The sequence below is a fragment of the uncultured Endozoicomonas sp. genome (genome assembly GCF_947495845.1).
Taxonomy (GTDB): domain Bacteria; phylum Pseudomonadota; class Gammaproteobacteria; order Pseudomonadales; family Endozoicomonadaceae; genus Endozoicomonas.
Genome location: NZ_CANMAO010000004.1, coordinates 118,053 through 138,199, shown reverse-complemented (window position 1 = coordinate 138,199; position 20,147 = coordinate 118,053). Strand labels below are relative to the sequence as shown.

The window sequence follows — 20,147 nt, the reverse complement described above, 5'->3', positions numbered from 1 at the left end:
GTGGATTGAATGCATTCCCACGCTCTCAAAGTCGCTTGGAGGCAATTTGCAAAGCGCTTTTACTCATGAAAATGAAGGTTTTTCCTTGCGATCTACATTGAAAATCCCGTCTCTGTTTGTGATATTGCTGACACTGGCAGGCTGTAGCTCTACGCAAGTACAGGATGGACCACCTTCAGAAACCGTAGATGTCAGTACGATTCCGGATGCTGTTCCAACACCCATTCAGGTGCCTTTGAAGAATACCCCTTATACGCTGGCTGGAGTTACCTATACCCCGATGGGATCGGCAAATGGTTATTCTGAAAGTGGTGAGGCTTCCTGGTATGGCACTAAATTTCACGGTAAGCAGACAGCGAACGGTGAAATTTATGACATGTTCAAAATGACAGCCGCTCATAAAACGTTGCCATTGCCGTCCTATGTCAAAGTGACCAATGTGGAGAATGGCAAGTCCGTGGTGGTCAGGGTTAATGACCGTGGTCCATTTCACGGTAACCGATTGATTGATTTGTCCTATGTTGCTGCGAAAAAGCTGGGTTTTTCAAACTCAGGCCTTGCAGATGTCGCCATTGAAGGCATTGATCCAGAGACGTTTGCTAAATCTCCGGTGCATCCTGAAAATGGTCAACTGCTTTATCTGCAGCTGGCGGCGCTGAAAAACCATCACAGTGCGCAAGTGTTGCGTCGAAACATTTTCAATAAAGTAGGACTGAAGGCAAAAGTGGTTAAGGGCGAAGAAGTTGAGCCGTTGTATCGGGTCAGGATTGGCCCGGTAGAAAGCCCTGAGCACTTGGAATCAATGCTGGAAAGTATCAATGTGGCAGAGTTTGAGGCGCCCTATCTTGTCTACGAAAAGCCTGTTTTTGAACAAGCTCCATATGAAAAAGCAGTATATGAAAAAGCTGCTTATGACTTACCGCTTACCGAAAAGCCAACCATAGAAGAAGCACTGGAAGAAAGTGAGGAAGAAAGCGTCGAATCCATGGTTCAGGCACCCTGATTAAAAAAGCATGCTGTCATTGTTTTTCAACCAATAATGTCAGCATGCTTTTAATGTCGGTCAGTTCAATCTCTACATGGGTAAGTCGTTCTTCTACGGAGGACAGCTTACCCATAGCCGTGGATAGTTTGCCCTCAACACCACCCAAGGTTTGATCCAAGCCAGAAAGGTGCTGACTGGTCTGGGTTTGCCATTGCTCCATGGCATTAATTCTTTGCACCAGTGCTTTGATCAGTGCTTCTACGTTGATCAGCCGCTCATTCATACCGCAGCTTTGCCGGGTAAGCTCAAATAGGGTTTGTCTTACCGTGACAATGTCCGCACTCATTTCCAGCAGCTCAGCATTTTCCTTCGCCGCCTTTCGTGCCTTATGCTCATTGATGCCCAGTTCAACCAGGCATTCATAGAGGTCTTCGTTCAGCATGGTGTTACTCCGGAATGGTCGTACAAGCTCCCCCGATTCACAAACTCCCCAATTTACCAACGTACTGATTATTTTTTCAGTGTCATCGTCGTATATTGTACGTTAAAGATAGAATTGGATTGGACGCACTGCCAAGTTTAATGGATAAATCTTCAAGACATTGCGGGGCAGGGTACAGAGAAATGTCAAATCGACAGGGTGTCTGAGCCCTCTGTATTTTCAGCCGTTTCCGACCATAGATTTCTTTGTTATGAATCATTATGAAAGTGATTAATTTGAAAGATTGCCCCCAGGGTATTGAGACTGTCGCTCGTTGGCATCAAGAGCAGTGGCAAGCGTTATCCGTGGCTATTGTTGTGGAAAGTTGTTCTGGAAAGTTGTTGATTGAAGAGGCTGTGGACTTTGCCCGGTCAAAAAAGCTGTTATCTTTATACTTCAGACCATCAGCGTTACTAAGTACCCAACCATATGAAATCATATTTTCTGACTCATTGATCAGGCTCTCTGACTGCGTTGCAACTCTGGTCACATAGCTCGCTATGCTCCCGGCGTTGCGCCTTGCAGAGAACTTGATCAACAAGCCAGAAATATTCGATTCCAAATGGCCGGGTACTTATGAAAAGATGGGGTGGAATATTGTAGATGTGGTTAATTATCAATAAAAACAGATAGTTATCATGGTTTTTGATGGTTTTTAAACTTACAAATTACTGACCGGTATTACAGGGCAGCTATGTTACTATCTCTCTGAATGACTTTTGATCAATAATTTCTGAGCAATGATTTCTGAGCAATGATTTCTGAGCAATGATTTCTGAGCAATGATTTCTGACCAATGATTTTTGATAATTTGATAAGATAATTTGATTAAGAGTAGAGGTCGAAAAACAGTGATTGTTGTAAGTCACAGTTAACCTCAAAAGATTTGAACATTATAATGTTGAACATTCATATTCTCAGAGCAAAGATCTGCATGAGCAAACGATTATTTTCTACCCGTCGCTGGCTTGGTGTGTTGGCTATGGCCACGATCATGCCCATCATGGCGACGACTGCCCAGGCGCAGGTGTTTCGGCAGATTCCATCTCCGCCGGAGTTGAGCCTGACCAGTTACATTCTGATTGATGCCACCAGTGGTGAAGTGCTGGCGGAAAAGAATCCGGATGAAACGCTGCACCCTGCCAGCCTGACCAAAATGATGACCACCTACCTGACGGAAGCCGAGTTACACGCTGGTAATATCAGCCGTGATGATAAGGTATTGATCAGCGAAAAGGCCTGGAGCCTCGGTGGATCAACGATGTTCATCGAAGTGGGTGAGCGTGTGCCGGTGGGTGAACTGCTGAAAGGTGTGATTATTGTTTCCGGTAACGATGCCAGCGTGGCTCTGGCGGAACACATTGCCGGTAGTGAAAGTGCTTTTGCTCAGTTAATGAACAGCACTGCTCAGCAGATTGGCATGAACAACAGTAAGTTCCAGAATGCCTCTGGCTGGCCAGCAGAAGATCATTACTCCACCGCCCGTGATCTGGCGACGTTGAGTAAGCACATTGTTCAAGACTTCCCTGAATATTATGACATCCACTCTGAAAAGTATTACCAGTACGGTGTGGATAAAAAGACGGGCAAACCGTTACGTCGCCAAGCCAATCGCAACCGTCTGTTGTGGACCAACCCTTCCGTTGATGGTTTAAAAACAGGCCATATTGAAGCCACGGGCTATCACCTTGCTGTGACGTCGGCTCGTGATGGACGCCGTTTGATTGCTGTTCTATTGGGTGCCAAAAGTGAGAAGCAACGTGCGGATGATGCTCAGAAACTGCTGACTTATGGCTTCCGCTTTTTCGAAAATGTGGATGTGAAAAAAGGTGGTCAGCCTCTACAGACAGTTGAAGTCTGGAAAGGTGACATCAGTGAAATCAGCGTTGGTATTGCTGAAGATCTGATTGTTACTGTACCAAGAGGCAGTAGCAAAGATCTGGCAGCCACCCTCACCATCAATCCAACGTTAGAAGCGCCGATTGAGCAGGAGCAGGCTGTTGGCTCCGTAAAAGTGATGCTGGACGATGAACTGGTAACCGAAGTGCCGCTGATTGCTCAGCAGTCTGTGGAAAAAGGTGGCTTCTTCAAGCGCCTCTGGGACAGCATTGTGCTGTTCTTTACTGGTCTTCTGGCCTAATTTTGTTTGATGTAGAAACGGTTATGAAAGAACCTAAAGCGCCTAAAATTGAGTTCCCCTGCGATTACCCGATCCGAATCGTTGGCCATGCTGCGCCGGACTATAAGGACTTTGTTCTTCGGGTGGTGGCGAACCATGATCCTTCTTTTAAGGGGGATGCCAAAATGAAAACCAGTAAGAACGGTAAGTACCTTTCTGCCACGGTCGTCATTACCGCCACCGGTGAACCTCAGCTACAGGCATTGTTTGAAGAGCTGAAGGCCAGTGGTCGGATTCAAATGGTGTTGTAATCATTGGATTAAAAGCTACCGGCTGTTGGTTTAGAGCCGGCTGTTTGTAAAGAGAAAGCGCCAGTGAAGGTCGAAGAAAAAATAGTGGTTCGTTGGCTGGGCAGGCGGGAGTATGAACCGGTCTGGCTGGCCATGAAAGCATTTACCAACCAGCGGGATGAACAAACGCCGGATGAGTGTTGGTTTGTCGAACACGATCCGGTATTCACCCAAGGGCAGGCTGGTAAGCCGGAGCATGTGTTGATGCCTGGCGATATTCCAGTGATTCCGGTGGATCGTGGTGGTCAGGTGACCTATCACGGCCCCGGGCAGCTGGTTTGCTATTTTCTATTAGATGTAAAACGCAAGCACTCTGGCCCGAGAGCCGTGGTTTCTGCACTGGAAAATGCCGTTATTGAGGTGTTGGCCAGCTACGGCATTGAAGCACAGAATGATCCTGAAGCCCCCGGCGTTTATGTCAATGGCGCCAAGATTTCTGCCCTGGGATTGCGGTTCCGTAAAATGTGTTCCTATCACGGCTTAAGCTTGAATGTGGATATGGATCTGGAACCTTTCAGCCGAATTAACCCTTGTGGTTATGCCGGTCTTGATGTTGTTGATATGGCATCACTGCTGGGCACGGTGGATATGGATGACGTCAGTCAGCGTTTGCTTACCAGCCTCCAGAAGGCTCTGAATTACCGGGGGACAATCATTTCATGAGTTCAGACCAGATTATTCCAACCGTTCAGGTCGATGAAGCGGTAAAGGTAACCAGTGGTACCAAGTTTGTTAACGACAAAGGCATCACGGCCATAAAAAATGGCATTAAGGCGTCCGCCAGAGACCCTCAGATTGAAGTAAAACGCAAACCTTCCTGGTTGCGAATCAAGGCCACTCACGGCACTCGCTACAAAGAAGTGAAAGGCACGGTTCACGAACACAAACTCAGCACCGTGTGTGAAGAGGCCATGTGCCCGAACATAAATGAGTGCTGGAGCTCTGGTACCGCAACCATCATGTTGATGGGGGATACCTGTACCCGTGCCTGTCGATTCTGTGCAGTGAACACGGGCAACCCAAAAGGCTGGTTGGATCTGGAAGAGCCGGAGCACACAGCAAACTCCGTTAAGCTGATGAACCTGAAGTATCTGGTGCTGACGTCTGTGAACCGTGATGATCTGCCGGACGGCGGAGCTGAACACTACGCCAATGTAGTTCGCAAGGTTATAGAAGTGAATCCTGAAACCAATGTGGAAGTATTAACGCCGGATTTTCAGGGCGTGTTCGAGCACGTTGAAACAGTGGTAGACAGTGGTATCGCAGTGTTTGCCCAGAATGTGGAAACCGTTAAGCGGCTGACACATCCGGTGCGGGATCCACGATCCAGCTACGAGCAAACCATGGCAGTTCTGGAGCACGCCAAGAAATACCGTCCAGACGTGTTAACCAAAACCAGTGTCATGTTGGGGTTAGGCGAGACCGACGAAGAAATTTTGGAAACTCTGGACGATCTTCGTGCGATCAACGTCGATATTGTCACTTTCGGTCAATATCTGCAGCCAACGGTGAATCATCTACCAATTGATCGCTATGTCACTCCGGAACAGTTCGAGACCTATCGTCAATGGGGGCTGGATAAAGGCTTCCTTGAGGTGGTTTCCGGTGCGCTGGTTCGCTCAAGCTACCGTGCTGAGCAGGTTCTGCAGAAGAATAATGTAGGGCTTGGCTAGCACAGAAAAACAGCGTCAGAAGCTCAAACAGTTTCTGACGCCTCACTTATTTTCTCACCTGATTTTTCCCAAAACGTCACTTCATTATCCGCTTTTATCAAGCGACTAAACCTTTCAAACCCAGTTACGACTCATAAGTAGTTGACCACGTGAAATCATATTTTCTGACTAAGTGGACAGTCACTCTCCGGCGTTACAACTCCGGTCACATAGCTACGGCTATGCTCCCTGCGTTGTGCCTTGCATAGCAACTGCCCGCTCAGCCAGAAATATTCGATTCCAAATGGTCAACTACTTAGAAGATAGCCACTGCTTTCTTCCCATCATTGTCTGTGACCGAGGTTAGAGTATGAGTCAGGATCAGCCCTCAAAGCATATACACAAGAGGTCTCGCAGCCTGTCGCTTACGCTGTTCCTCTGGTTTGTCTGCCTGTCCATTGGGCCGGTCATATTCGTTGGCTTTAATGAGTATGAGAAGGGGAAAGATGAAATCGTCAAAGAGCGATATGACCAGCTAACCACGATTAATTACCAGCTTACGCAGCGTCTGAATCATTACTTCGATACGGTACTGACCAACCTGTATATTTTGTCTTCACCCTCCAGTGCATTCATTGACGATTTGCAAGAAAGCCATGATCTGGATAGTGGTTCATGGAACAGCTACATCGCTTCAACGACTTATGATGAAATACAGGCGCAACACTCTGCAACTTATCAAGACTTTCTGAAGTTCTATGACTATTCCGACATCATCGTCGGTGATGCGCAGGGGAATATTCTCTACACCGTCAACCGCTATGATGATCTTGGCCAAAACCTATTTTCTGGAAGCCTCGCCTACACCAATTTTTCCCGTGCCGTTCAAACTAGTCTTCAAGAACAGCAGCCTCAATATGCTGATCTTGGAAGTTATCCTCCTTTGGGAAATGAGCAGGTAGTCTTCTTTATCTTGCCACTGGCGGATGATGAGCAATCATCCACAGGCTTTATAGCCGTTCAGATTCATCCCAATAATATTCAGTTGATGTTTGACAGTGGTGACTCTGGCATCGCAGGGCTTTCTTCATTTCTGGTGGGCGCAGACCGTAAGATACGTTTTGGCAGTCTTGTGACCAATAGAAAAGACCTGATCTTCAGTGATGACAACCCGTTGATCAACCTTTGGCTTGAACATGTCAATGAAGATGGTCTGTATATAGAAGGCGATGATCATCTGGGAGAGTTGGAAGAACACAGTGATCATGCCCATGAGTTCGATATGGATGCCTTGGGTGACCTGTCTGACGTTATGCAGGATGAAGAAGTTCTTACCCAGGCGGTCAAAGCCAGTGATCGACATATCCGTAGCTATGAACATGGTGAAGAAGTGCTTGGAACGTATCTTCCCGTTAATATTGCTGGTTCTTCCTTGATTATGCTGTCTGAAGTGACCCATCGCGAAGCGTTTGCTTCTGTTAAAAAGTTCCAGAATCGCTTAATTCTATTAATTTCCATTGTCTTTGTTCTTGTGGTTATTGCCGCCTTCTTTGTTACCCGTAAGCTGGTGAAACCGCTCAGAGAGATTATTAAATGGGTGAACCGAGTTGCTTCCGGTGACTATATCGAAGTGGTGGAGTTGAAAGGCAGCAATGAAATCAGTGAGTTGAGCCACAGCTTCGGAGAAATGACCAGAAAACTGCGAACGATCAGTAATGAAAACCAGCGCAGAAACTGGCTTCAGGATGGCATGGCCGGATTAAACGACAGTATTCGTGGTGAGCAGTCCATGGCAGATTTGTGTCATAACATTGTTGCCTATATTGCTCATTATCTCGATATGCATTCTGGTGCCATGTACGTTTTGAACGACACCAGTCAGCTGGAATTGTTGGGGACATACGCCTGGAGCAAACGTAATCAACATGCCACACGTTTTGATTTAGGTGAAGGACTGATCGGGCAGGCAGCCTTGGAAAAGCAGCTTATTGAATTGACCAATGTACCCGATGGTTATCTGGCCATTGAGTCTGGGCTTGGTGTATCCAGCCCGGTTCATGTTCTTATTATTCCCCTGTCTTATGAAAATAACCTCAAGGGTGTTTTTGAGTTCTCTCGCCTGGGGCCAATGACGGAAGAACAGAAACAGTTCCTCGATCACAGCGTCGAAAATATTGCTATCGCTATTAACTCTGCCCAGTACCGAACCCGTGTAAGTCAACTGCTGGAAACCACCACCCAGCAAGCGGAAACCATGAAAGAGCAGCAGGAAGAGTTGCGCTCCAATAATGATGAGCTGGAAAAGAAAGCAAGAATCCTTGAAGAGTCGGAAGAAGAGCTGAAAGCACAAAGCGATGAGTTACAAAAATCCAATGCGGAGCTGGAAGAACTTAGTGAAAAGCTAACAGCACAAAAAAATGACATTGAACGTAAGAATAGAGAGATAGAGAAAACCAGCAAAGACATCACGGAGAAAGCAGAAGAGCTGGCAAGAGCCAGTAAATACAAATCTGAATTTCTGGCGAACATGTCCCATGAATTGCGTACGCCGCTTAATTCTTTGTTACTGCTGTCGCAAATGCTGGCAGATAACGACGAAGGCAATTTAACGGAAGATCAGGTGGAATCGGCAACGGTGATCTACAACGGCGGTAAGGAGTTGCTGGAGTTAATCAACGATATTCTGGATTTATCCAAGGTGGAAGCCGGGAAAATGTCGGTGAATCTGGATACGATTTCTGTTCAGGATGTTAAAAGCAGTATTGAAACCATGTTTAAACCACTGGCGGATAATAAAGGCCTGGAATTTGCGGTCAACATGGCATCCGGTGTGAATGACTCTCTGTTTACGGATAGCCAAAGGCTGCTGCAGATTATTAAAAACTTTCTTTCCAATGCCTTCAAGTTTACTGAGCAGGGCAGTGTAACGGTTGAGGTATTCAACGAAGCCCGTAAGGGGCGTCATGCCGATGAAAACTGGCTGGCCTTTGCCGTAAAAGACAGTGGTATTGGCATTCCGAAAGATAAACAGGCCACCATCTTTGAATCATTTCAACAGGCTGATGGCTCAACCAGCAGAAAATACGGTGGCACCGGCCTTGGTCTGGCTATATCCAGAGAGATGGCAGCACTGCTGGGTGGTTTTATCGAGTTGGCCAGCGAAGAAGGCAAGGGCACAACGTTCACTTTGTTTTTGCCCGATAATCCAGTCTGTGCGATTGGTTCACAGAATGTGACAGCGGATAACTACAGTAATTCTCCTGTGTCTGTCTCCGCCAGGCTTTTAAAACCAGAAGCATCCAAACCAGATATTTCAATACCAGAAGCTATCACCACTGAAGAAATTCCCATTACCTCCACTAAAAGTAGTGTCACCGAAACATCGATTTCTATAAAAGGTAATAGCCTTCTGGTGATTGAAGATGACCCTAATTTCTTTAATACCTTGAACCAGCTTGCCGGCAAATATCAATTCAACTGTCAACATGCCGAGACTGGCAGTCAGGGTTTGGAGCTCGCTGAGAACACACGACCATCTGCCATTATTCTGGATCTTGGGTTACCGGATATGGATGGTCAGGAAGTGCTTGAGAAATTGAAGAGCGGTAATGCCACACGAAACATTCCCGTTCACATCATTTCTGGCCGGGATCCGCATTTGTTTAAAGACGCATCGGTGGCTGGATATTTGATGAAGCCGGTGAGTATTTCAGATATTGATAGTGTCTTTTCCACTTTGGAAGATGCGATCCATCAGGATATCAGTGATGTTTTGATTCTGGATTTAGACGATGGCGAGCGAAAAAAGATCGGGGTGATGCTGGAAAAGAAACAGCTCCATGTAGGTTACGCGGCCACCGCTGACGAAGCGCAAAAGATGCTGTCGGATAGTCATTGGCAATGCATGATTATGGATTTAAACCTTGGCGAAACATCGGGGCTCGATTTTCTCCAGACCGTTAAAGAACAACTGGGGGAGAAAATGCCCTCGGTGGTGATTCATACAGCCCAGCCACCCAGTGCATCGGAACATGCTCAGCTGCAGGAATACACCAGTGCGATGGTCATGAAGGGTGATCGGGCAATGGAAAGAGTGACTGATGAAGTCAGTTTATTTTTACACACGGTGAATAAAGACAACTCGGTTACGGAAGAAAAGCCCATGCCAGCAGGCGGAGAAAAGAGCCTCGATGGGCGAAAAATTATGCTGGTGGATGATGATCTCCGTAATACATTTGCCCTTTCCAAGGCATTACAAGGCTTGGGAATGGAAGTGGTTCTGGCAGATAACGGCAAAAATGCGCTCACGAAACTCGAAGAAGAGGAAGGGGTTGAGTTAGTGCTGATGGATATCATGATGCCAGTGATGGATGGTTATGAAGCAACCCGAGCTATACGTCAGATGCCTTATTTTAAGGATTTGCCGGTGATTGCCCTTACAGCCAAGGCGATGGCCGATGATCGGGCAAAGTGTCTTGAGGCGGGAGCGAATGACTACATGACCAAGCCTGTGGATATGGCCAAGTTGACCGAAATGCTTAAGGTCTGGCTATCAAGATGACGAAAACAGACTCTCTTGCTCAATTGGAGCATCTGGAGCTGAAACTATTGCTGGAGGCAATTAGCCAGCATTACGGTTACGACTTCAGTGATTATGCCCGTGCCTCTATGGTTCGCCGGATTAAGAAATACATGGAGTCAGTAAACGTTAATCGCATTAGTGCACTGATACCGCTTTTTCTTCACGACGGTCAGGCTTTTCAGACATTTGTTGAAAGCATGTCAGTGGTGGTGACAGAAATGTTTCGTGACCCGGATGTGTTTAAAGTACTTCGAGAAGAAGTGATTCCGGTTTTGAAAACCTATCCATTTATTAAAATCTGGCATGCGGGCTGTGCTTCCGGTCAGGAGGTTTACTCCATTGCCATTATGCTTGAAGAAGAAGGGCTATTGGATCGCTGTCAGATCTATGCCACCGATTTTAACGACGAAGCACTGAGGATGGCCAAGAAAGGAATTTATCCGTCCGATGATGTGGAACTTTACGAGAAGAATTATAGGGACTCTGGTGGACGTAAGACGCTCAGTGATAATTGGGTAAGCCAATATAACGCCATCAAAATCAATAGCCGTTTTGCCGAACGGATTACCTTTGCCAGCCATAATCTGGTGACGGATGGTGCCTTTGGTGAAATGAATCTGGTGATGTGTCGCAACGTATTGATTTACTTTAATGAACAGCTGCAGGACAGAGCTCTGAATTTAATTAATGAAAGCCTCTGCCCCCGTGGTTTCCTTTGTATTGGGCGGAGGGAAAATTTGACCTTCAGTGAAATTAGAAAGTCACTGGAGGATGTAAATAACAAGCTGAGAATTTATAGGAAGAAGGGGGCGTGAGAGGAAAGTATTCAGGTAATGGGGGTAAAGCCATTGTGATTGGTGCCTCTGCGGGAGGAATCAATGCTTTGGGTTTTCTCTTCAGTGAACTTGAGGAAGACTTCCCTTTTCCTCTATTGGTGACCAAACATGTTGGCGCTAAAGACGACGGCGGTGCTTTGCGAGTGTTAGCAAGGCAGAGTTCTCTTCCGGTGCGGTTAGCCAGAGATAAAGACGCGATAATGGCAGGCACTATTTTACTTGCTCCGGCTGGGTACCACATGCAGGTTGAGGAGAGTGGTGTGATCAGCCTGAATATGGAGCCACCGGTTGCGTTTGTCCGGCCATCCATCGATGTGTTGTTTCAATCGGCTGCCAGAGTCTATGAACACGCGTTGGTTGCCATTGTACTGACCGGAGCTAACAGCGATGGCGCAGATGGTATTCGGGCGGTAAAAGATTTTGGTGGTACGACGGTGGTTCAGTGTCCTGATAGTTCCATGATCAGCACGATGCCACAGGCATCTCTGGGAACGGGTTGCGTGGATTATCAGTTGCCATTGGAAGAGATACCGGCTTTTCTCGATCAGTTGTAGATTTTCACGGTTACTAACAAGGATTGTTGGTTATGGAAGACAAAGAAAAAGACAAAGTCAAAATACTGGTGGTGGATGATCGATCGGAAAACCTCTTGGCGATGGATAAACTTCTCAAACCTCTGGGCGCTGAAGTTCACAAGGTGGATTCCGGCGAAAAAGCCCTGTCAGAAGTGCTAGCCCATCAGTTTGCTGTGATTCTGCTGGACGTACAAATGCCGGGTATGGACGGGTTTGAAACAGCCACATTACTTCATAGCAATAAGCAAACAGCCAATATTCCCATTATTTTCGTCACTGCGATCAACAAAGATCACAATTATGTCGCCAAAGGTTATGAGGCCGGGGCTGTGGATTACCTGCCAAAACCCATCGTGCCTGAAATTCTGCTTGGCAAAGTAAAAGTGTTTCTGCAGCTTGAAGAGCAAAGGATGGAGCTGGAGCAGGTAACGAAAGAGCTGCGTTGGATCAGCCGGAAAAACAAACTGTTACTGGATTGTGCGGCCGAAGGCATTGTTGGTTTGGATGATCAGGGAAGCGTGACGTTTATTAACCCTACCGCCTGTGAATTGCTTGGAGAAAATGAACAAACGTTACAGGACAGGCATGTCAGCCATCTGTTTTTTGAGGGTGATGATGCTGAAATTCTAAAACAGTGGGAAAGTTCTGAAATCTATAAATCCTGTTTTCAAGAAGGCGGGCATATTAAACAAAGCAGTGATCTGATTCACTCGAGCAAAGGTCATTTTCCTGCAGAGTTCAATGCGGCAGCCATTGTCAACGGACAGAACAAAGTTCAGGGAGCGGTGCTGGTATTCCAGGACATTACCGAAAGAAAGGCCATGGAAGATCAGCTGACGCAAATGGCTAAATATGACAATCTGACAGGCTTAGCCAACCGGGCACTGTTCAAAGAGTTTCTGCAATCGTCTATTGCCAGAAGTGATCGTCATCAAGCGCATACGGCGGTGATGTTTCTCGACCTTGATCATTTCAAGCCGGTGAATGATGAGCTGGGTCACGAAGCAGGCGACAAACTATTAAGCAATGTTGCGCAGAGGCTGGAAGGTTGTATACGACAGGTTGATTTGATTGCCCGTTTAGGAGGTGATGAGTTTGCTGTTGTGCTGGATGACGTGCATAACGAAGATGATGCCAGAGTAGTCGCTGATAAGATCCTTCACGTGATGGCAGAGCCTCATCAGCTGGAAGGCACAGAGAAAAAAGTGGGTACGAGTATTGGAATTGCACTTTATCCCGATAACAGTGGAGATGCTGACAGTCTTATCAAGGCGGCGGATGAAGCGATGTACGAAGCCAAACGGCAGGGGAGAAATGATTTTCGGTTTTATTCGGACCTGAAATAGCTTCAGGCGACCAAAGTGACAATAGGAAAAGGAGAGCTCCTGTGAGAATAATTGTGATGAATCCTAAGGGGGGCGTCGGTAAAACAACCATAGCGACTAACCTTGTCAGTTACTATTTGGGCAAAGGGTGTAAAACAGCATTAATCGATCTCGATCCTCAAGGTTCCAGTACCTACTGGGTTCGAAAACGTCCGATATTCAAAGCACCATTGCAATTAATTGAGCCTCATAACCTAAAAGCTGGGATGACTAAAGTATTTCAGTTAACACCGGAACGAGGAACAGAGGTTACGGTCACTGATACTCCGGCTGGGATGGATTTAGTTGGCAATATTAGTCAAATCAGGAATAACGATGTTATTTTGATACCAGTTACACCCTCTGTTTTCGATATTCAAGTGATAACCCGGTTTATTGCAGACTTGCTGATAAAGGTAAAACCGAATCGTTCCCATACGCAGGTGGCGGTTATTGCGAATCGATGTCGAGAAAATACACAGTCATTTAAAAAACTCCGCTTGTTTCTTGAAGCTCTAAACATTCCCTTTATAGGGATAATTAAAGATGCTCAGTTTTACGTCGGTGCTTCTGAGGAGGGGCTTGGTTTTTTTGATCTTGGCAAGGTTCAGAAATCATTGATAAAGGAGTCCTATCGTTGGCAGGCAATTACCCAGTGGCTCGATGTAATAAAGGACAGGAGCTATTCTGTCAGAGAAGTTAGCCCCTGTGAAAAAGAAATGGTCTGAATCAGCTCTCAATATCACCAGTAAATGATGTTTCAATTTTTTTATCCACAAAGACTTTTCTAAGTCTTGCAAACCGAGGTAGACCATTCAGGTAGGCTGGATATTCTTCACCTTCAATCAAAGGCTCCAGGTATTCTCTGCAGGTTCGGGTGATGTTAAAACCATCCGGGCTGATAAATTCCAATGGCATCTTTCGTTCGAAGTTAGCCACCTGCTCTAAAGGCACCTCTTTAATCGCCCAGCGATAAGGCATGTCTGATTCGCGAACAATAGCAGGCATCACCGCATTATGGCCTGTGACAGCCAGTTCAACTGCCGCTTTTCCCACCGCATAGGCCTGCTCAACATCCACTCTGGAAGCAATGTGTCGTGCAGAACGCTGAAGATAGTCAGCCACGGCATAATGATACTTATAACCGAGTTCCTGTTTGATCAGGTTACATAGAGCAGGTGCAACGCCACCGAGCTGTTGGTGACCAAAGGAATCCACGACGGTGGTTGAGGCAGAGATGAAGTCGCCATCGTCGTATTTAGCACCTTCAGAGGCGACGATGACGCAATACCCTTCGTTGTTAACGGTTTCCTGAACCTTTGCGAGAAACTTCTTTCTGTCCAAAGGCAGTTCAGGGAAAACGATCACGTGAGGCGCATCGCCAGACTGGCGAGCTGCCAACCCGGTTGCTGCGGCCAGCCAGCCAGCGTGCCGCCCCATCACTTCCATCACAAACACTTTTGTTGAGGTGTCGCACATGGAGGCAATATCGTGGCTGGCTTCTTTGGTCGACACCGCCAGATATTTTGCAGCAGAGCCAAAGCCGGGGCAGTTATCGGTGGCTGCAAGATCATTATCGATGGTTTTGGGGACACCGATACAGGTGATGGGATAGCCCATTTTTTCACTGAGCTGGGAGACTTTCCAGGCGGTATCCATGGAATCGTTACCGCCGTTGTAAAAGAAATAACCAATATTGTGGGCTTTGAACACATCAATCAAACGACGATATTCAGCTTCACTTTCTTCGAAGGATTTCAGTTTGTAACGGCAGGAACCAAAAGCACCGCCCGGTGTTCTAAGCAGAGCGCCAATGGTTTCGTCGGATTCAAAAGAGGTGTCAATCAACTCTTCACGCAGGGCGCCAAGAATCCCGTTATGGCCCGCATAAACTTTGCCAATTTTATCCGGATAGCGGCGGGCGGTTTCGATAACGGCACAGGCGCTGGCATTGATGACAGCGGTAACACCACCGGATTGAGCGTAAAAAGCATGCTTTTGGGACATCGGTTAATTTCCGAACGGTACTCTGTGTTATTTTGTGATTCTGACTGGTTGCAGATGATACCTGATCTCGAAGGGAATGGCAGCGACTGAGTAAGTACTTTTCTGGCTTCTTTTGCGCATTAGCCTGAAACAATGTCAAAATCAGAGGATTAGAGTGCTCTTAGTTACTCAGAGCACGCCCGCCGGATTGGAGCTAATGCGGATGCACATACATATTCTTGGTATTTGTGGGACGTTTATGGGAAGTCTGGCCATTCTGGCCAGAGAGCTGGGTTTTCAGGTATCCGGTTCAGATCAGAATGTTTACCCGCCCATGAGTACTCAGCTGGAGGAGCAGGGCATCAGCCTGTTTCAGGGATACAGTGCGGATCATCTGAACCCGTCTCCCGATCTGGTGGTGATTGGTAATGCCATGAAGCGTGGCATTCCTGCAGTGGAGTATGTGCTGGAGAAAGGTTTGCCTTATGTCTCCGGTCCTGAGTTCTTTTCCCGCTACATTGCACCGGAACGCTGGGTGTTGGCGGCTTCCGGCACTCACGGAAAAACCACAACCAGCAGTATGCTGGCCTGGATTCTGGAACATGCAGGCATGTCGCCGGGCTTTTTGATTGGTGGCATTCCTGCGGATTTTGGTATTTCTGCAAGGCTTGGTGACACGCCATTTTTTGTGATTGAGGCGGATGAATACGATACGGCGTTTTTTGATAAGCGTTCCAAGTTTGTCCATTACCACCCGCGCACGTTGATCATTAATAACCTTGAATTTGATCATGCGGATATCTTTGACGATCTCTCATCGATTCAGCGACAGTTTCACCATTTAGTAAGAACCATTCCGGGCTCTGGTCGTATTCTTTTCCCTGCCAGCGTCACAGCCATTGATGAAGTGATGGATATGGGGTGCTGGTCTGAGCAGGAAAGCCTTGGTGGCGAAAACAGCCTTTGGCAGGTACGCAATGCCAGTGCTTCCGGTAATCAATTTGATGTGTTTTACAAAGGCGCCTTTGCTGGCAAAGTGAATTGGCAGCAGGAAGGGCAGCACAATTTAGAGAACGCATTGGCTGCCATTGCTGCGGCTCATCATGTGGGTGTGATTCCGGAGATCGCCTGTGAAGCTCTTTCTGTCTTCCAGGGGGTGAAGCGGCGGATGGAGTTGATTGATGAAATTGATGGCATTCGAATTTATGATGATTTTGCCCATCATCCCACCGCTATTGCGACAACGCTTGCGGGGCAGAGAGCATTACTGGGTGAAGATGCCAATATCCGGGTGATTATTGAGCCCCGTTCCAACACCATGAAAATGGGCATTCACCAACAGTCATTAATTGATTCAACCGCGCAAGCTTCGGAAGTGATCTGGTTTAAGCCGGAAGGTCTGGATTGGCCGTTGGAAGCGCTGGCAGCAAAAAGTCCGGTGTTATCCAAAGTGCTCGATTCCACGGAAGCCATTGTTCGCTATATAACGGAATCGGTAGAAGCAGGTGATCATCTGCTGATAATGAGTAATGGTGGTTTTGAAGGAATCCATGGCAGAATAGCGCAACGCTTAAAAGACCGAAGCAGCTTAGATATTAATAATGACACCATTACCTGTTGAAACACCTTCCGAAAAAATAACTCTGGCCATGACGGGGGCTTCTGGCGCCCAGTACGGTTTAAGGTTGCTGGAATGCCTGTTAGCCACTAACCGCGAGGTTTACTTTCTGGCTTCAAAGGCAGTAAAAGTGGTGCTGGCTGAAGAGATGAATCTTCATATTGGCAACACTGAAGAAGAAACTGAACAATTTCTAACCGATCGTTATCGTGCAAAACCGGGGCAAATACGAGTCTTTGGCGAAGACGACTGGATGTCGCCGGTGGCATCTGGCAGCGGTGCACCAAAACAGATGGTACTTTGCCCCTGCAGCATGGGAACACTCTCTGCGGTAGCCTGTGGCTTGAGCAACAATCTGGCGCAACGAGCCGCCTCTGTTGTATTGAAAGAACGGGGTAAGTTGATCGTGGTTCCCAGAGAATCCCCTTATTCGGAAATTCATCTGGAAAATATGCTGAAGTTAACCCGAATGGGTAGTGTGATTCTTCCGGCGTCCCCTGGTTTTTATAATCAACCTCAGTCTGTAAACGACCTGATTGATTTCATTGTTGCTCGAATTATGGATCAGCTTGGGATTGAGCAGACGTTGATGCCCCAGTGGGGTGTTGCTTCTTAGCATTTGTCTCACACAGGTCAGACATCTGGTTTTGTTGGCTCAAATTGTGAAGCCCTAAGTTATGGAGCCATAGTGCTAGAGAATCGAGATAAATGACCATTCTGGTTGATGGTTTTGCTGAACCGGTAGAAAGATCCACCGTAAATGTTTCTGGAAGCTCCTGCCTGACCACGGTTTCCTGATAGTTGCCGTGGGGTTGGTCGGTGATCACCAGAGTGGAACCGGGTACCGGCTTCTGTTTTAACCAGTGCTTCAGCGTATCCCGGGTATTGGGCCGATACCAGTAACCTTGGCGGACGTGCCCCGGAGTATCGATAAACTCTGTCGGTACGGCTTTCAAAGCGATTGGCAAGTCTGCCAATTTATGTAAAAGAATGGCTGCATCGGTTTCTGTTTTTGCTGGCTTCAGTTCATAAGCCTGTGCCCATTTGGCTAATACATCGGACTGATCCATAGTGGCGTGCAATGGCCGTTCACTGACCAGAAAGATAAGGTGTTTAAACCTCAGCCCCTTATCCCAAAGCTCCGTCAGATGTTGCAGCCGATGAAGCATGCCCGGTGCTGTTGAGCCCAGCAGAAGGAGATAATCGTATTGGTTTGACGGTGGCTCAATAGACCCTGTCATTCGGAGCTGTTTCAGTAATTGGAATACTCGGTGTGTTTTTTCTGCGGACAGATTGATGTCCGGTAATTCCCAGCGCTCCTGTGCTGGCTTTCTTCGCCACTGCTGACTGGCTTCAATCATTGAGCTCAGGCAGCCATCGTGAGGGATATCAAATTCATTTAAAAGTTGGCTCAATGGTTCAAGCAGATGTTTATTATTTGAGACGGCGCTTGGTACATCGCTGAAAGCTTGTATGCTAGAAAATATCAAAACGATAAGCCCATAAGACCATTGATAAGTGGGTATTTTCCAAGTTAATTTCATTGATTTAGTCCCTGATAAATCAGGGACAAGCATAGACGATTTAAAAATTAGTGCTGCTGGGATGCGGCAGATCCGCTGTTTTGACTCTGCTGTAGTATAAACTGGCTGAGTTCGGGCATATCCTGATTTTCAGGAAAGTGCTTGGCCATGGCTTCGAGCATAACAGTGTACTCATCAGCAGGTTTTTGCAGTAGGTAAGTCAGGAAGGTATAAATGCGATCTGACATTTCCTTGTTAATCTGACTGTATTGTTGATCATTAATCTGTCCCATTTTCTGACACTCTTCAATAGTAGATTGACGAGTGCAGTTGGCAGAGACAATAAGTGCCAGTTTTTTGATGTTTTGGTCTTCCATGGAACGCTCCGTGTTCGTTGATTTAATGCTTGCATTACTAATTAAAACTAGTTGTTCAACCGCTGGAATCAAGTTGAGATTTGTTTTTTTCAATTGGTACTAAATCTAAACGGAGTGAAGCCAGTCGATCGTGATTGTGCGAGACACTTCTGGCTTTCTCATAGAATGAGGAAATTGTTTCTCTTAAGAGCGTATCAGGGGTATCACTTTTAAAGGTGGTTACTTCATCTTTGTGGATAAAACAAAAGGCATTCTTCTGGATAGTACAGGCAATAGTTGTTCTTGGTTCTTTGTGAGAGTTGTCCAAAATAGACAGTAGAAGCATATGTGTGGGGCTGGGTTTTAATTTGCCCTGCACCATAGCAGATGTCTCTATAAATTGATCAATGACCTCGCCTAATTCATTTGGAATACTTTGGCCGTTGGCAAAATCCAAGTGCATATTGGCTTTGTTTTCTTGTATATAAGAGGTGAGTATAACTCCCTGAGAATTCAATTTTGAAGAATGAGAAACAGTGCCATCAACCCTTGCAACGCTGTTCGCTGCTGTCTTAATAGCCTGAGTAAGGTCGGTAGCAAAAGCACGGTCATAGGACTCTATGTTTATAGCGGCATTGACGGTTCTAAGAGCTTTGACAATATGGTAGGAACTGAGGCTGGCAATACACCAGCCTGGCAAGCTTTGAGCACCAAAAGTTAAAGTAAGGAGCGCTGTTGGAACAACTTGCTTCACAACCCCCCAGCAACTTTTGGCCTTCACTTCACCTTTGGTATACAGCACTAATTGTGCGGGTAATAAGGGGGTGTCTGGTTTAGTATTACATCCAAGCATATTTCCTCCAATAAACAAAGGCTGCGGCCTAAGCAAGCCACGGCGTCATACATTTATTAGAGGCTTATTCTTAGAAAGAGTTCATTCTTGGGTACAGCTATGATTTCCCAGCAAAAAACGCTGCCATCACCTGCCGGGCTTCCTCAGACACCAACCTTTCCCCAAACAGCTTGCCCTCTTCATCAATACGATCCAGAACATCCTGCCGGTGGGTGCCGGTAATCAGCTGCTTGGTTAGCACCAGCGCTTCTTGAGGTTTGGAAGCTAATGCCTGAGCTTTCTGGAGTGCCAGATCGAAAACCTCATTATTGGAAACAACACCGTTGGCAATGCCGAGCCCTTTTGCTGTCTTACTGTCAAAAAAGTCACCCAGCATCAACAGTTCTGATGCCCGTTGACGGCCCATCAGGTTAGGTAGCAATAGGCTGGAGGCGGCCTCTGGAACAACGGCGAGATTCACAAACGGCAGGCGCATTCGGGTATCTTCACCGAGATACACCAGATCACAATGCAGCAGTAAGGTGACACCGATACCGACAGCAATACCGCTGGCTGCCGCAACAAGCGGTTTCTTCTGAACAGCCAGTTGCCGCAGCAGTTTCATTGCAGCCGGTTCTTCGGAAGTATCCTGGGCCAGGAAATCCTGCAGATCGTTTCCTGCAGTAAATACTTCAGGCTGAGCACAGAACAAAACCACACGTATGCTGTCATCCTGATCCGCAGAGACCAGTGCCGTACGAATAGAGTCGTACATGGCCGCTGTGAGTGCATTTTTCTTTTCCACGCGATTAAAACGAATGGTCAGTACGGCATCCAGTTGCTCTATAAGGATGTGGTTAGGCTGGTCTGACATGATCCGGCTCCTAA

Annotated in this window: 19 protein-coding genes; 13 read left to right on the top strand and 6 right to left on the bottom strand. The window is 46.8% G+C overall.

Annotated features, from left to right (window positions below):
• The first annotated feature begins 46 nt into the window (after window positions 1–46).
• Complete coding sequence (locus tag Q1B11_RS04915) at window positions 47–1,003, top strand: septal ring lytic transglycosylase RlpA family protein (protein ID WP_299728487.1); 957 nt, start codon at window positions 47–49, stop codon at window positions 1,001–1,003.
• Window positions 1,004–1,019: 16 nt separating this feature from the next.
• Here the strand turns inward: Q1B11_RS04915 and Q1B11_RS04910 are convergent, their stop codons facing one another.
• A complete protein-coding gene (locus Q1B11_RS04910) occupies window positions 1,020–1,427 on the bottom strand; it encodes a hypothetical protein (RefSeq protein WP_067517175.1) in 408 nt (135 codons plus the stop codon).
• A gap of 260 nt (window positions 1,428–1,687) precedes the next feature.
• On the opposite strand from Q1B11_RS04910, the gene Q1B11_RS04905 reads away from it, so the two are divergent.
• From Q1B11_RS04905 to Q1B11_RS04860, 10 genes are all read left to right on the top strand, one after another.
• Window positions 1,688–1,960: a hypothetical protein gene (locus tag Q1B11_RS04905; protein WP_299728482.1), complete on the top strand. Its 273-nt coding sequence runs from the start codon at window positions 1,688–1,690 to the stop codon at window positions 1,958–1,960.
• A gap of 440 nt (window positions 1,961–2,400) precedes the next feature.
• Window positions 2,401–3,606, top strand: coding sequence for a D-alanyl-D-alanine carboxypeptidase family protein (locus Q1B11_RS04900; RefSeq protein ID WP_299728479.1), 1,206 nt, complete (start codon window positions 2,401–2,403; stop codon window positions 3,604–3,606).
• 23 nt (window positions 3,607–3,629) lie between these two features.
• Window positions 3,630–3,896, top strand: a complete 267-nt coding sequence (locus tag Q1B11_RS04895) for a DUF493 domain-containing protein (RefSeq protein WP_067517339.1) — start codon at window positions 3,630–3,632, stop codon at window positions 3,894–3,896.
• A 132-nt stretch (window positions 3,897–4,028) separates the two neighbouring features.
• Window positions 4,029–4,598 (top strand): lipoyl(octanoyl) transferase LipB, encoded by a 570-nt coding sequence (lipB, locus tag Q1B11_RS04890; protein WP_299728788.1) that lies wholly within the window; start codon window positions 4,029–4,031, stop codon window positions 4,596–4,598.
• The gene (lipA, locus tag Q1B11_RS04885) at window positions 4,595–5,608 is read left to right on the top strand and encodes a lipoyl synthase (protein WP_299728473.1); all 1,014 of its coding nucleotides are present in this window, start codon (window positions 4,595–4,597) and stop codon (window positions 5,606–5,608) included. Before lipB ends, lipA begins: the two co-directional genes overlap by 4 nt.
• 349 nt (window positions 5,609–5,957) lie before the next feature.
• Window positions 5,958–10,148, top strand: a complete 4,191-nt coding sequence (locus Q1B11_RS04880; RefSeq protein ID WP_299728470.1) for a response regulator — start codon at window positions 5,958–5,960, stop codon at window positions 10,146–10,148.
• A complete protein-coding gene (locus tag Q1B11_RS04875) occupies window positions 10,145–10,984 on the top strand; it encodes a protein-glutamate O-methyltransferase CheR (protein WP_299728467.1) in 840 nt (279 codons plus the stop codon). The genes Q1B11_RS04880 and Q1B11_RS04875 overlap by 4 nt, the downstream gene beginning before the upstream one ends.
• Window positions 10,981–11,559: a chemotaxis protein CheB gene (locus Q1B11_RS04870; RefSeq protein WP_299728464.1), complete on the top strand. Its 579-nt coding sequence runs from the start codon at window positions 10,981–10,983 to the stop codon at window positions 11,557–11,559. The genes Q1B11_RS04875 and Q1B11_RS04870 overlap by 4 nt, the downstream gene beginning before the upstream one ends.
• Before the next feature lie 32 nt (window positions 11,560–11,591).
• Complete coding sequence (locus tag Q1B11_RS04865; RefSeq protein ID WP_299728462.1) at window positions 11,592–12,926, top strand: diguanylate cyclase; 1,335 nt, start codon at window positions 11,592–11,594, stop codon at window positions 12,924–12,926.
• A 41-nt stretch (window positions 12,927–12,967) separates the two neighbouring features.
• Window positions 12,968–13,672 carry a ParA family protein gene (locus tag Q1B11_RS04860; RefSeq protein ID WP_299728459.1) on the top strand — a complete coding sequence of 235 codons (705 nt, stop codon included), beginning with the start codon at window positions 12,968–12,970 and terminating at the stop codon, window positions 13,670–13,672.
• Window position 13,673: 1 nt separating this feature from the next.
• On the opposite strand, the gene Q1B11_RS04855 is transcribed toward Q1B11_RS04860, so the two are convergent.
• Complete coding sequence (locus tag Q1B11_RS04855) at window positions 13,674–14,951, bottom strand: 6-phosphofructokinase (protein ID WP_299728456.1); 1,278 nt, start codon at window positions 14,949–14,951, stop codon at window positions 13,674–13,676.
• A 202-nt stretch (window positions 14,952–15,153) separates the two neighbouring features.
• On the opposite strand from Q1B11_RS04855, the gene mpl reads away from it, so the two are divergent.
• Window positions 15,154–16,551 carry a UDP-N-acetylmuramate:L-alanyl-gamma-D-glutamyl-meso-diaminopimelate ligase gene (gene mpl / locus Q1B11_RS04850; protein WP_299728453.1) on the top strand — a complete coding sequence of 466 codons (1,398 nt, stop codon included), beginning with the start codon at window positions 15,154–15,156 and terminating at the stop codon, window positions 16,549–16,551.
• A complete protein-coding gene (locus Q1B11_RS04845; protein ID WP_299728449.1) occupies window positions 16,532–17,164 on the top strand; it encodes a flavin prenyltransferase UbiX in 633 nt (210 codons plus the stop codon). The genes mpl and Q1B11_RS04845 overlap by 20 nt, the downstream gene beginning before the upstream one ends.
• Here Q1B11_RS04845 and Q1B11_RS04840 read toward each other — a convergent pair.
• The 4 genes from Q1B11_RS04840 to Q1B11_RS04825 form a co-directional block, all read right to left on the bottom strand.
• Complete coding sequence (locus Q1B11_RS04840) at window positions 17,106–17,963, bottom strand: hypothetical protein (RefSeq protein WP_299728446.1); 858 nt, start codon at window positions 17,961–17,963, stop codon at window positions 17,106–17,108. The two genes, Q1B11_RS04845 and Q1B11_RS04840, sit on opposite strands and share 59 nt — an antisense overlap.
• A gap of 176 nt (window positions 17,964–18,139) precedes the next feature.
• Complete coding sequence (locus tag Q1B11_RS04835) at window positions 18,140–18,448, bottom strand: hypothetical protein (protein ID WP_067519648.1); 309 nt, start codon at window positions 18,446–18,448, stop codon at window positions 18,140–18,142.
• Window positions 18,449–18,503: 55 nt separating this feature from the next.
• Window positions 18,504–19,280 (bottom strand): hypothetical protein, encoded by a 777-nt coding sequence (locus Q1B11_RS04830; RefSeq protein WP_299728440.1) that lies wholly within the window; start codon window positions 19,278–19,280, stop codon window positions 18,504–18,506.
• A gap of 97 nt (window positions 19,281–19,377) precedes the next feature.
• Window positions 19,378–20,133 carry an enoyl-CoA hydratase-related protein gene (locus Q1B11_RS04825; protein ID WP_299728437.1) on the bottom strand — a complete coding sequence of 252 codons (756 nt, stop codon included), beginning with the start codon at window positions 20,131–20,133 and terminating at the stop codon, window positions 19,378–19,380.
• Window positions 20,134–20,147: the final 14 nt, after the last annotated feature.